12 protein-coding genes are annotated in these 11,279 nt (G+C 69.3%); 6 read left to right on the top strand and 6 right to left on the bottom strand.

Features of this window, described 5'->3' with window-relative positions:
* The first annotated feature begins 66 nt into the window (after positions 1-66).
* Together ACNA7R_RS01850 and ACNA7R_RS01845 are read left to right on the top strand one after the other, a co-directional pair.
* Positions 67-1,137, top strand: coding sequence for a polysaccharide deacetylase family protein (locus tag ACNA7R_RS01850; protein ID WP_416281833.1), 1,071 nt, complete (start codon positions 67-69; stop codon positions 1,135-1,137).
* Between the two features lie 75 nt (positions 1,138-1,212).
* Positions 1,213-1,641: a GNAT family N-acetyltransferase gene (locus tag ACNA7R_RS01845; RefSeq protein WP_416281832.1), complete on the top strand. Its 429-nt coding sequence runs from the start codon at positions 1,213-1,215 to the stop codon at positions 1,639-1,641.
* Between the two features lie 19 nt (positions 1,642-1,660).
* On the opposite strand, the gene ACNA7R_RS01840 is transcribed toward ACNA7R_RS01845, so the two are convergent.
* The 3 genes from ACNA7R_RS01840 to ACNA7R_RS01830 all read right to left on the bottom strand — a co-directional run bounded on the left by ACNA7R_RS01840 (position 1,661) and on the right by ACNA7R_RS01830 (position 5,069).
* Entirely contained in the window at positions 1,661-3,040 is a 1,380-nt protein-coding gene (locus ACNA7R_RS01840) for an NRAMP family divalent metal transporter (RefSeq protein WP_416281831.1), read from the bottom strand.
* Between the two features lie 72 nt (positions 3,041-3,112).
* Positions 3,113-4,498 (bottom strand): DoxX family protein, encoded by a 1,386-nt coding sequence (locus tag ACNA7R_RS01835; protein ID WP_416281830.1) that lies wholly within the window; start codon positions 4,496-4,498, stop codon positions 3,113-3,115.
* Between the two features lie 232 nt (positions 4,499-4,730).
* Positions 4,731-5,069, bottom strand: coding sequence for a cupin domain-containing protein (locus tag ACNA7R_RS01830; RefSeq protein ID WP_416281829.1), 339 nt, complete (start codon positions 5,067-5,069; stop codon positions 4,731-4,733).
* A gap of 105 nt (positions 5,070-5,174) precedes the next feature.
* Between ACNA7R_RS01830 and ACNA7R_RS01825 the strand changes: the two genes are divergently transcribed.
* The gene (locus ACNA7R_RS01825; protein WP_416281828.1) at positions 5,175-5,699 is read left to right on the top strand and encodes a DUF5817 domain-containing protein; all 525 of its coding nucleotides are present in this window, start codon (positions 5,175-5,177) and stop codon (positions 5,697-5,699) included.
* Positions 5,700-5,780: 81 nt separating this feature from the next.
* Entirely contained in the window at positions 5,781-6,137 is a 357-nt protein-coding gene (locus tag ACNA7R_RS01820) for a hypothetical protein (RefSeq protein WP_416281827.1), read from the top strand.
* Between the two features lie 34 nt (positions 6,138-6,171).
* On the opposite strand, the gene ACNA7R_RS01815 is transcribed toward ACNA7R_RS01820, so the two are convergent.
* The 3 genes from ACNA7R_RS01815 to ACNA7R_RS01805 all read right to left on the bottom strand — a co-directional run bounded on the left by ACNA7R_RS01815 (position 6,172) and on the right by ACNA7R_RS01805 (position 8,666).
* Positions 6,172-6,852, bottom strand: coding sequence for a potassium channel family protein (locus tag ACNA7R_RS01815; protein ID WP_416281826.1), 681 nt, complete (start codon positions 6,850-6,852; stop codon positions 6,172-6,174).
* Positions 6,853-6,994: 142 nt separating this feature from the next.
* Positions 6,995-8,221 carry a hydroxymethylglutaryl-CoA reductase (NADPH) gene (gene hmgA, locus ACNA7R_RS01810; protein ID WP_416281825.1) on the bottom strand — a complete coding sequence of 409 codons (1,227 nt, stop codon included), beginning with the start codon at positions 8,219-8,221 and terminating at the stop codon, positions 6,995-6,997.
* Between the two features lie 52 nt (positions 8,222-8,273).
* Positions 8,274-8,666, bottom strand: a complete 393-nt coding sequence (locus ACNA7R_RS01805; protein WP_416281824.1) for a hypothetical protein — start codon at positions 8,664-8,666, stop codon at positions 8,274-8,276.
* A gap of 118 nt (positions 8,667-8,784) precedes the next feature.
* Here ACNA7R_RS01805 and ACNA7R_RS01800 point away from each other — a divergent pair, with 118 nt between their 5' ends.
* Both ACNA7R_RS01800 and ACNA7R_RS01795 read left to right on the top strand, forming a co-directional pair.
* Positions 8,785-10,362: an amidohydrolase gene (locus tag ACNA7R_RS01800; protein ID WP_416281823.1), complete on the top strand. Its 1,578-nt coding sequence runs from the start codon at positions 8,785-8,787 to the stop codon at positions 10,360-10,362.
* 109 nt (positions 10,363-10,471) lie between these two features.
* Positions 10,472-11,233 (top strand): GIDE domain-containing protein, encoded by a 762-nt coding sequence (locus ACNA7R_RS01795; protein ID WP_416281822.1) that lies wholly within the window; start codon positions 10,472-10,474, stop codon positions 11,231-11,233.
* Positions 11,234-11,279: the final 46 nt, after the last annotated feature.

The following is an 11,279-nucleotide window of genomic DNA, read 5'->3' as shown; positions in this document are numbered from 1 at the left end:
GTCTCGATTCGAGTCGGGACGGCGTGCGGTCGCGGTCGGCTGCGTTCCGACGACGGAGGGCGATAGATGCGACGACGGAGTCTGCTGTCGGCGACCGGGGTCGCGCTCGCCGGCGGCGTCGCCACGACGTATGGACTCTCGGAATCCAAGGACGACCCCGCGAACGATGCCGGGCGAAACGCGAGCAGCGAGGGTCGATCCCGAGAGCTGGCCGCCAAGAGCGAGCGCGCCGAGCCCGAACCCGAAACGGACGAGCGCTCGAGCGAGATCGCCGACAGCGAGGGGATGCTCGTGTTCACCTACGACGACAGCCCGATCGAGGACTACACACTGTCCTACGAGGTTCACCGGGAGTACGACGTTCCCGGCTGCGTCGCGGCCTGTCCCGGCCTGATGGGAACGGACGATGCCTACCTCGAGCCCGGACAGCTCCGGGAGATGCAGGCCGACGGCTGGGGCGTCATGTCCCACACCTACTACCACCGCGCGCTCGGCCGGATCCGCCTGACCGAGCCCGCTCGAGCCGGCGACGAGCGCCTCTACGTCGAGGCGAACCGACACGGCGCCATCGAGGGCGACCCGCTCGTGGTCTTCGACGAGGAACGCGAGGCGACCGCGACGGTCGCCGGCAGGGGCAGCGACGCGAACGGCGAGTACGTCGAACTCGCGGAACCCCTCCCCGAGACCGTCGGCCCGTCGGGCTACGTTCGGTATCCAGAGTCGCTCATGCGCGAGGTCCTCGAGAAGACCGACGACCAGCTCGAGGCGTGGGGACTCGACGCGACCGGGTTCGTCTACACCTACGGTCGCTACCACGGCGTCGCCGAAGACGTCGTCCGCGATCACTACGAGGCGGTCGCGAACCACCGCTACGGCGGCGGCCACAACGAACTCGAGGGACTCGACCCGACGACGATGCAGCGAATGTACGTCGAGACCGACAAGGCCAGCGAGGACGACGTCGACGCGTTCATGCGACGAGCGGCGGACGAGGACGTCCTCTCGATCGTCGGCGCCCACTCCCAGTTCGAGACGTTCACCGAAGAACGGCTCCGCTATACGATCGAGTCGGCCCTCGAGCACGACCTCGCGATCCTCACGATCGAGGAGGCGCTCGCGGAACTCGGAACGCTGTAGCCGACGTTCTTCGGCCGCGGTTTCTCGAGGTCCGTACCGTAACGCTCTCGAATCGTATCGCCGTATCCTCCGGCCATGATCGAAACCCGCGTCGTCGAGTCCGACGCCGAGCGCGAGGACGCCCTCGCCGTTCGCCACGAGGTGTTCGTCGAGGAGCAGGGCGTCGACGAGGACCTCGAGTACGACGAGCACGACCCCGACGCCGTCCACTTCGTCGCCTACGACGGGAGCGAGTCCGTCGGCGCCGCGCGGCTCCGGGAGCTCGAGGACGGCGCCGGAAAGGTCGAGCGCGTGGCCGTCCTCGAGTCGCGACGCGGCGAGGGGATCGGCCGTGAGCTGATGGCCCGCCTCGAGGGGCGAGCTCGAGCGGACGGGTTCGACGAACTGAAACTCCACTCCCAGACGCACGCGGCCGACTTCTACGGGGATCTGGGGTACGACCGATACGGCGAGCCGTTCGAGGAGGCCGGCATTCCACACGTGAAGATGCGAAAGGAGCTGTAGCTTCGAGGAGGTGCTGGCGCTACCCCGAACGGGTGCGGAGCCGATCCCGAACCGCGGCCACAACGAGCCCGGCGATTGCGAGCACCATCGACGCGGCAAAGGCGACGACGAACAGCGCGGTCGGGTCGCCCGCGGTCGCCGCCGGCAGCTCCTCGAGGACGAACTCGACCGCCAGCACGACCGCCACCGCGAACAGGGCGAGTCCGCCGACGTTCTCGAGGAGCGAGTTCGTCTCGCCGACGACGTCGGGATCGTTCAGCAGAACGAGGATGATCGCGAGCGCGAAGGGGGTCCCGACGAGGCCGAAAGCGAGCACGAGCACGAGCAGTTCGAAGAACGCGCCCTCGAGGAAGGCGCCGATCGCCGAGGCGAGCGCGACGGCAACGAGCGCGCCCCGGTAGCGCGGGTCCTCGACGGACTGTGCCCAGCCGAGCTTGTCGGCCAGCAGGTACGGCGGCACGATCGTGTTCCCGCCGAGCGTCGAGACCGCGGCGCCCCACAGTCCCAGCAGGAACAGCCAGGTCGCGTACTCGCCGGCGACCGGGCCGAGCGCCTGGGCGGCCTGGATCTCGTCGATCGTCGCGGGATCGACGACCCCCGGCAGCACGCTCGCGGCGACCAGAAAGACGGCGAGGCTGAAGATCCCGAAGGCGACGAGCATCGAACTCACGACGTCGAACCGCGCGATTCCGCGGTCGCGTTCGGTCCATCCTCGAGCGCGCATCGTGTAGCTCTGCATCGTCAGCAGCGTGATGTGGACCGCACCGCCGAGGACGCCCGCGGCGACGACCGCCCCGCCGACGCCGGCCGGAATCGAGGGAACGAGTCCGGCCGCGACCTCGGTCGGGTCGATCGGGACGACGAACGCCGAGGCGACGAACGCCAGCACGACCAGCGAGACGAGCAGCTTCGCGCCGATCTCTGCAACTCTGTACCCGCCGCCCGCGAGCCCCAGCGCGAGAATGATCGCCCACGTTACGCCCCACAGTCGGGGGTCGGCCAGCGTGGCGACGCCCGCGCTCCCGACGATCGTCGCGCTGACGTCGGCCAGCGTCTTCATGATCACGAGCTGGGCGAGCCCCGCCGCGAGCACGACGTCGATCACGAGCACCCACGCCCAAAAGGTGCCGAGGCGGTCCTCGACGACGGCGACGATCCCCGCCTCGGTGAGCAGGCCGAGCCGCATCGCGAGGTACTGGCCGACGGTCCCCAGGATCGCCGAGAGGACGACGACCCACAGCAGCGTGTAGCCGAAGCTCGCGCCCGCGACGAGCAGGCTGACCATCGTCGCCGGCCCGGCCGCGATCGCCCCCGCGAGCCAGGTCGGTCCCAGTCGCTCGAGATAGCCGGCAACGCGTCCGACACTCCACTGGCCAGACGATCCCGTTTCGGTTTCCATCGCTTTCCCTTTCGGCGAGACGGATATAACCCTGTGGTATTTACCAGTGAAGGGACGGCGACGTGTCGCCCATCAGTCGTCACCCGGAGCGCTGTCCGTCGCGGCCGCATCCGGCGAGGGCGTCGCGGACGGCCGCGAGACGAACGCGAGCGAGAGGAGTCCGAACGCGAGCATCACGAGCGCGACCGGCCCGGCGACCTCGCCGTAGCCGGCCTCGGGATCGATCCCGATCGCGGCGGCGCCGCTCAGGAACGCGACGGCGACGGCCGCAGCCGGGAGGGAGGCTCGAGCCGAAATCACGGGCGGTCGAGGGACGCGCCCGGCGACCGCGTCCAGACTCGCGTGACGGCCGGCGAGAGTGGCGGCGACGACCGCGCTCGCGAAGACGAGGGGAGCGAGGCGAACGAGCCCCAGCGCGGTCAGGACGGCGAGGTAACCGACGGCGACGGTTCCGGCGACTCTCGTCCGGTAGCCTACGAGCAGGGCGATTCCGACGGCGGTCTGGACGGCGGCGAACGCGAGGATCCACGCGCTCATCGCCGGCAGTACCGCGAGTTCGATGACCGCGCTCACCGGAGCGACGTGGGAGGCGGCGATCCCTTCGAACACCTCGGCTTGGGCGTCGGCGCTCGCCCAGCCCGGAAGGGCGTTCACGCCCGGCTCGGACCGGACGACGACCTCCTGGAGGAAGCGGTAGCCGACGAAGACCCGAAGCGCGTCGGCCGCGACCGCCGTCGGGTTCGCCCCTCGGTAGACGTACGAGAGGCCGCCGGCGACGAGTCCGGCGAAGACGGTCAGCTCGAGGCTCGTGAGGTGGACGCGGGTGTCGACCGTCTCCGGGATCGAGAGCAGGTAGTATGCGCCGACGACGGCGACTGCCGCGGCCAGCGGCGGGTACCAGGCCCGCCGGAACGGCAGCGCCGCGTTGAGGGCTCGAGTCAGCCGTCCGAGCGCGTCGGAGCGGTTCCAGAGCACGGCATCGAGGCCGCGGTAGCGACCGGCATTCGCGACGAACGCGAACGCGATCGGGACGGTAAACAGCGGCGACGTCCGAATCATGCCGAGGTGAAAGACCGGCAGGAAGTAGACGATGCCGAGCAGTGCAGCGGGTCGCGTCCAGAGCCCGAGAATCAGGCCGACGGCGGTCGCGACCTGGGCCGCCAGCGCGAGGACAGTCCAGAGTTCGGGGGCCGGGAGGACGACGGCCTCGAGCAGCGCCGCGAACCAGCCGAACGTTCCCTCCTCGATCGCCTGTTCGGAAACCTCGTACACCTCCGCGCCAGCGTCGGCACCGACCCACTCCGGGTTCGGCCCGGTCGTGACCCAGCCGAGCTTCCACCACCCGCCGAGGGTCAGTTCATACAGGAGCAACAGTCCCGCGAAGACCCGTGTGAACGCGATCCACGGTCCCGAACGGTCGTCGAACGCCGATTCCGTTGTCGTCGTACTGTTTAGCATACACTTGGTATAAATTAGTAGATATTGATAATTTATTCGACATTATTATTATGATCTGCTCGAGCTTCGTCCCTCGAGCGTGACGGGGGCCGCGGCTGATCAACGCCGGCGAGAACGGTCGAACATCGAAAACAGTGCCCGCGAAGCCGTCATACGGTTTACTGTCAGCCAGTTCCGGCGCAACCGCCGCCCGCGTCGCGGTTGCGCCGGTACATCGGTACAGCAATCCGTATTAGTCCTGCCAGGTCGGATTCTCACGGGGCGGGCTGAAGATGTCGACGCCCCGGACCGTCTCGTCGCCGCGGTTCTCGGCGGCGTGAGCCTGCTCACCCGGAATCGCGTAGGAGTCGCCCGGCCCGCAGACGATCTCGTCGCCCTCGGTGTGGAAGGTCAGTTCGCCCTCGTAGATGAACCCCGTCTGCTCGTGGGGGTGGCTGTGTTCCTCGACGGTCGCACCGGGTTCGATCTCGAAGTGCTGGACGTTCATCTCCTCGGCGCCGGCCATGATCGCGAGGTGAACGCCGTCGGCCGCTTCCGAGCTCTCGACGTCGGACAGGGATACGTGTTCCATACGTTCCGAAAGGCGAGGGCGGTGCTAATAGTACTACGCGTCGAGGACCACTTTCACCCCGCGTGGCGAAGCTTGAACTACGGGGCCGCCCCACCTCGAGCTAGCATGTACGCCGTCGTCGGCTGCAGCGAGTGCTCGCACCTCTGGATGATCGAGGGCCGCTCCGAGACCACGCAGTGTCCCCGCTGTGGCTCACGGAAAGCGTACGAGCGCCGCAAGAAGTTCGTCGAGACGGACGACGCCGACCACGCCCGTGACGTCCGCGCCTCGATGCTCGCCAACCGCCAGGGCGAGGGCGAGGCCTTCGCGAAGCTCGACTCGTTCTCGAAACTCGAGCGCGACGTCGAAGACGGCGTCGTCGACGACGAGGAGTACCTCGAGGAGTCGGGACTCGACGCGGACGAACTCGCGGCCGCCGGCGAACGCGACCCCCGCGGTTCGACCGACAGCGGCAGCAAGAAGGAGATCGTCGAGCAAGCGCTCGCGGACCTCGAGCGCCCGACCGCCGAGGAGGTCGTCGACTACGCGGGCGAGCGCGGCGTGTCGGCGGAGTACGTTCGCGAGGCGCTCGAGAAGCTCACGAGGCGCGGCGAGGTCAGCGAGAGTCGGGGACAGTATCGTCGGCTGTGAGCGCAACGGCCAGTCTTGCGCGCCCGAGCCGAACGCCCTCGAGCGGCAGTTCTTTGCACCCGCAGCCAGTACGAAACGACAATGGACGAGACGGTCGACGTGCAGGCGACGACGATCGGCGTCGGAACGGTGGTCGCGATCGCGCTCCTCGGCTACGGCGCCGCCGTCGGCGACTCGCTGCTCGGCGCCGACACCACGACGCTCGCGGTCGGCGCGTTCGCCCTGACGTTCGTCGCCCTCGCGGTCCTCCACGGCGCGTACGGCCGGCGGGATTTCGCCGCCGCCTACGGCGTCGCCGGACTCGGACTGGGCCTCGTCGCCGTCGCCTCGAGCGGGCTCGGGGTGCTCGGCGGCTACCTCCTGCTCGCCGTCGGCGGGGGATACGTCGCGGTCGCGACGATCCGCGCTCGAGACGACGCCCGGACGCTGGCGCAGTAGCGCGACCGGGACGACTCTCGACGGCGGCTACCGATCAGGGGCCGGTTCCGACCGTCCTGACCGTTCCCGAGAGGAGCGTTGCCACTTCGTCCAGGTCGTCGGGATCGACCGCGATGATGTACTGGTGGTTCGCCTCGAGGATCGTATCGGCCCTGGCGACGTGGCTCGCGTCCGCGTCCGTGATGACGAGACAGCCCTCGGGGAGGGGCGCGTCGGCGAGCGTTTCGCCGGCGAGCGGGGCGTCGGCTCCCACCTTCACCCGGACGATCTCGATATCCCCGGCCAACGCGTTGAATACGCGGGGCGCGTTGCCGACGGTCTCGTTCGCGATGAGCCTCGCCCCGGCCGCCTCGGGGTAGACGACGCTGTCGACCAGTTCGCCGTACTCGTGTCTGGACTCGGTGTCCGTTCGCAGGATCGTGTAGATCGACTCGTTCATTCGCTGGGCCGCCAGGCAAACCGCCAGGTTCGTCGCGCCGTCCTCCGTCAGCGCAGCGATCGTCTCGCTCGCCGCCGGGTCGGCCTCCCGCAGCACGGGCGGCAGGGTCGCGTCGGCCTCGATCACGGTCGGGAAGTGTTCGTCGATCTCCGCACAGCGGGACGGATCCCGCTCGATGACGACGACCTCGTGGCCGTAGCCGTCGAGCAGTCGGCCCGCGCGGTAGCCGACGCGACCGCCGCCGACGATGATGACGCGCAGCGAATCTGTAGACATGCGATCGATCGTTTCTCCTCTTCGCGCTCGGCTTTCTTAGTGGTATGCCAACACACAACCCATCAGATACGCCCTCAGCCGAGCGAAGCGACTCGAGAGACGGTTCACGTTATGCGGAAAACGGATTCGACTCCCGCTGACGCTACCGCCCGAGGTCCTCGTGGGCGCTCGCGAGGTGGTTCGACGCCAGCGCCGCGAGCAAGGAGAGTTCGCCCGCCAGCGCGCCGACGGCGATGATTTCGGCCAGGGCGTCGGCGTTCGAGCCCGCGGGATCGCCCCCGCCCCGGAGCCCGAGAACGTCGAGCGCCTCCGACTGCGTGGGAAGTTTGGTGCCGCCGCCGACGGTGCCGACCTCGAGGGAGGCCAGCGAGACGGAGGCGTAGAGGTCCGTGGCGCCGTCCTCCGCGTTCCGAGCGTCCATCGTCGTGATCGCGTTCGCCCCTTCGACGACCTGGGCCTCGTCCTGGCCGGTCGCGAGGAAGGCGGCGCCGACGACGTTGGCGGCGTGGGCGTTGAACCCCAGGCTGCCGGCCTTCGCGCTGCCCACGAGGTTCTTCCGGGTGTTGGCCTCGACGATGGCCTCGGCGGTGGTGTGGAGGCGGTCCTCGACGAGGTCGCCGGGGATCACGACGTCGGCCGTCACCGACCGTCCGCGACCCTCGACGGCGTTGATCGCCGCGGGCTTCTTGTCCGAACAGAGGTTCCCCGACAGGGCGACCAGCGAGGCGGGCGTCTCCTCGGCGACGACCTCGCAGGCCGCTTCGGTGGCGATGGTGGCCATGTTCATCCCCATCGCGTCCTTCGTGTCGTAGGCGAAGCGCAGATAGACCGAGTCGCCGACGACGTACGGCTCGACGCCGAGCAGTTCGCCGTGGCTCGTCGTCGACTCCGCAGCCTCGCGGAGCGCCTCGAGGTTGTCCTCGACCCACTCGACGGTTTCGGCAGCCTCGGCGACGCCGTCGACCCGAAACACGGGGGCACGGGTCATTCCGTTCTTGGTGACCCTAGCGTCGGCTCCGCCCGCGGATCCGATCACCGAGAGTCCGCGATTGACCGACGCCAAAAGCGCGCCCTCGGTCGTCGCCAGCGGCAGGTAGCGTTCGCCCTCGACGGCGCCGCCCGAGACGGAAACGGGACCGACGACGCCCATCGGCACCTGGGCCGCGCCGATCATGTTCTCGATGTTCGGTTCGGCTCGTTCGGCCGGGAACGCGTAGTCACCGATCGCCTCGAGGTCGGCGTCGGTCTTGCGCTCGACGAGCAGCCGGCGAGCCTCCGCGGCGGTGTCGAAGTCGGCTTCGGCCTCGAGTTCGTGGATGCGAAGCTCCCCCTCCTGGACCCTGTCGGCAAGGGACGCGGGATCTGTCATGGTGGGGCCAACACGCGGCCCGGCCCTAAGGATTGCTGATCGGCGCGCGGCGCTACGGTCGCGACGCAGTGTCGTCGTTCAGGTCGTCGCTTCCGATCGACTCCCGGTAGGCCGCCCGGATCTCGCGCCGGCAGACGACCAGCAAGGCGAGTCCCGCAGCGCCGAACAGCAGCACCGACGGCGTCCCGGTCGGTGCCGCGGCGAACCCGAGCGCGAACAGCCCCGCGAGGACGGCGGCGACTCCCAGCCTGGTCCGGGGCGCGACCTCGTCGTCGGTCCGCGCGAGGTACAGCTGCGGGAGGACGATCGCAATGGCGAAGGCCAGCGCGGCGAGCGGACCGTCGCCGACCGGGACGCCGAGCGTTCCCTCGAGGACCGCGAGTCCGCCGAGAGCGAGCACGAACAGCCCGAAGGAGGCCAGGATCGCCCGGTTTTCGCGGCTCATCACGGGCGAATCTTCGAACGGGAGGGGGTAATAGTTTCTGGCCTGAGAGGAACCGGGAGCCGGGTTGGGCGGGCCGGCGACCACTACCGTTTTGCTCCTCGCGTGTGGGATCTCACCTATGACCGAGGCTGCCGATCTGGTGGTGACGAACGCGCGGATCTACACGCTCGCGGGCGACGACGACGGGGAGGCCGAACCCGACCCCGAGGAGGCGCTGGCCGTCCGGGACGGCGAGGTCGTCCGCGTCGGGGATACGTACGAGATCGAGTTTCTCGAGGGCGTCGAGACCGAAACTATCGACTGCGAGGGACGGGTCGTCCTGCCGGGCTTTATCGACGCCCACACCCACGTCGAGAACACGGGCCGGTACCTGGTCCACGCCGACCTCTCGGGTGCGGACGGCTCCGAGGACTGCCTCGAGCGCCTCGCCGAGCGAGAAGCGGAGACCGAGTCGGGGTGGGTCCAGGGCTTCGGCTACGACGAGAGCGAGTGGGACGGCGACAACCGGAGCTACCTCACCCGGGACCAGCTCGACCGAGTCAGCGAAGAGCGACCCGTCGTCGCCCTGCGGGTGGACATGCACGCCGCCTCGCTGAACTCCGTCGCCCTCGCGGAACTCGAGGGTGACCTGCCGGAGAGCGACGTCCGCCGCGAGGACGGCGAGCCGACGGGCGTCGTCGTCGAGGACGCCGCCGAAATCGTCCGCTCGCGGATCTCGCCGGACTACGAGGAGACCCGCGAGCTGGTGACCGCGGGGCTCGACCACGCCGTCGCGAAGGGCGTGACCGCCGTCCACGACATGGTGCGTCACTCCCGGTCGCCGCAGGTCTACCGCGACCTCGAGGCCGCGGGCGAACTCCCGGCCAGGGTCCGGATCAACTACTGGACCGACCACGCCGACAGCGTGATCGAGGTCGGACTCACCACGAACGCGGGGAGCGAGCGCGTCCGGACGGGCGCGATCAAGACCTACACCGACGGCAGCATCGGCGCGCGGACGGCGAAGCTGTTCGAACCCTACGAGCCCGACGAGAACGAGGCCGAACCCGATCCCGAGGACGATGGGGAGTGGGTCATCACCCCCGACGAACTCGAGGAGATCGTCGAGCAGGCCGACGACGCCGGCTTCCAGGCGACCGCCCACGCCATCGGCGACGAGGCGATCGAGGAGGCCCTGTCGGCGCTCGAGGCGACCGACGATCCCGCAGGGTCGCGCCACCGGATCGAACACCTCGAGCTGGCGACCGACGAGCACCTCGAGCGGCTGGCCGACGCCGGCATCGTCGCCTCGATGCAGCCGAACTTCCACCAGTGGGCCCGGGACGGTGGCCTCTACGACCAGCGCCTCGGGCGGGAGCGACGGAACCGGACGAACCGTCTTCGGGAGGTCCTCGAGCGCGGAATCGACCTCGCGTTCGGCTCGGACTGCATGCCCCTCGATCCGCTGCTTGGGATCCACTACGCCGTGAACGCGCCGACCGAGGCCCAGCGCCTCTCGGTCACCGAGGCGATCCGAGCCTACACCCGGGGCGGGGCCTACGCCGGCTTCGACGAGGACCGGCTGGGAACGCTCGAGGTCGGCACGCGCGCGGATCTGGTGGTGCTCGCGGAGTCGCCGTGGGCCCAGCCGGAGCGGATCGACGAGATCGACGTGTCGATGACGCTCGTCGACGGCGAGGTCGCCTTCGAGCGCTGAACGCAGCGGGCCGGCCCTCGGGTGCTCGCTCAAAGCGGTGACATCCCGACACCGACGTGTCGTATTTCGGACCAGTATCGTTATTGTCATCTCGCGACGATACGGACGTATGTTCGGTCCACTGCTGGTCCTCGGCGGGCTCGTCGCCCTCGTGGTCGGCTGCCTGAAACTGCGGCCCGCCTACCACGTCTATCGGGGCGAGACCGACGACGTCGTCGCTGTCGAGCGCGCGGCGGGACCGGTCGAACTCGAGGGAACCGCGACCGCGATCGGCGACCGGCTTCGGGCGCCGCTTACGGGAACGGCCGCGCTCGCCTACGAGTACGAGGTCGAGGAGTACCAGTCCAGCGGGAAGAACTCCTCGTGGAAGACCGTCGACGAGGGCCGCGAGGCGACGGCGTTTCGGCTCGAGGACGAGACCGCGAGCGTTCGCGTCGAGCCCGCGGGCGCCGAACTGGCGCTGTCGACGGACACGACGATCGAGGTCGACGGTGGCGAGCCCGAACCCGAGCCGATCAGGGAGTTTCTCGCCCACGAGTCCGACCTCGAGTCCGAGAACACCTCGATCGACCTGAAGGTCGTCGAACTCGCGACGGGGAACGACCGCCGATACCACGAACGGCGGCTCGAGCCCGGCGGCGAGGCGTACGCCTTCGGCCAGTCCCGGTACGACATCGACGCCCGCGAGACGATGCGGGATATCAGCGCGGTCGTGAGCGACGGCGACGGGACGCCGGCGTTCGTCGTCTCCGACTCCAGCCGGGACGGGACGGCGCGGCTGCTCGCGAGGCGACAGCTTCCCTGGCTGGTCGGCGGGCTCCTCATGATCGGCGTCGGCGTCTGGCTGTTGCCCACGTCAACGCTGTTCTGACGGGACGGTCCCGGTTCAACTTCGCGAGCGTGAGCCGGCACCGACG

Source organism: Natronococcus sp., assembly GCF_047921035.1.
Taxonomy (GTDB): Archaea; Halobacteriota; Halobacteria; order Halobacteriales; family Natrialbaceae; genus Natronococcus.
The sequence above is the reverse complement of the archived record's forward strand: the minus strand, read 5'-3'. Positions and strand labels throughout refer to the sequence as shown.

Bases quoted from the DNA above. Each gene is read 5' to 3' on its own strand.
- ACNA7R_RS01850 (WP_416281833.1), top strand. From the start codon at position 67: ATGCGACGACGGAGTCTGCTGTCGGCGACCGGGGTCGCGCTCGCCGGC.
- ACNA7R_RS01845 (WP_416281832.1), top strand. From the start codon at position 1,213: ATGATCGAAACCCGCGTCGTCGAGTCCGACGCCGAGCGCGAGGACGCC.
- ACNA7R_RS01840 (WP_416281831.1), bottom strand. From the start codon at position 3,040: ATGGAAACCGAAACGGGATCGTCTGGCCAGTGGAGTGTCGGACGCGTT.
- ACNA7R_RS01835 (WP_416281830.1), bottom strand. From the start codon at position 4,498: ATGCTAAACAGTACGACGACAACGGAATCGGCGTTCGACGACCGTTCG.
- ACNA7R_RS01830 (WP_416281829.1), bottom strand. From the start codon at position 5,069: ATGGAACACGTATCCCTGTCCGACGTCGAGAGCTCGGAAGCGGCCGAC.
- ACNA7R_RS01825 (WP_416281828.1), top strand. From the start codon at position 5,175: ATGTACGCCGTCGTCGGCTGCAGCGAGTGCTCGCACCTCTGGATGATC.
- ACNA7R_RS01820 (WP_416281827.1), top strand. From the start codon at position 5,781: ATGGACGAGACGGTCGACGTGCAGGCGACGACGATCGGCGTCGGAACG.
- ACNA7R_RS01815 (WP_416281826.1), bottom strand. From the start codon at position 6,852: ATGTCTACAGATTCGCTGCGCGTCATCATCGTCGGCGGCGGTCGCGTC.
- hmgA (WP_416281825.1), bottom strand. From the start codon at position 8,221: ATGACAGATCCCGCGTCCCTTGCCGACAGGGTCCAGGAGGGGGAGCTT.
- ACNA7R_RS01805 (WP_416281824.1), bottom strand. From the start codon at position 8,666: ATGAGCCGCGAAAACCGGGCGATCCTGGCCTCCTTCGGGCTGTTCGTG.
- ACNA7R_RS01800 (WP_416281823.1), top strand. From the start codon at position 8,785: ATGACCGAGGCTGCCGATCTGGTGGTGACGAACGCGCGGATCTACACG.
- ACNA7R_RS01795 (WP_416281822.1), top strand. From the start codon at position 10,472: ATGTTCGGTCCACTGCTGGTCCTCGGCGGGCTCGTCGCCCTCGTGGTC.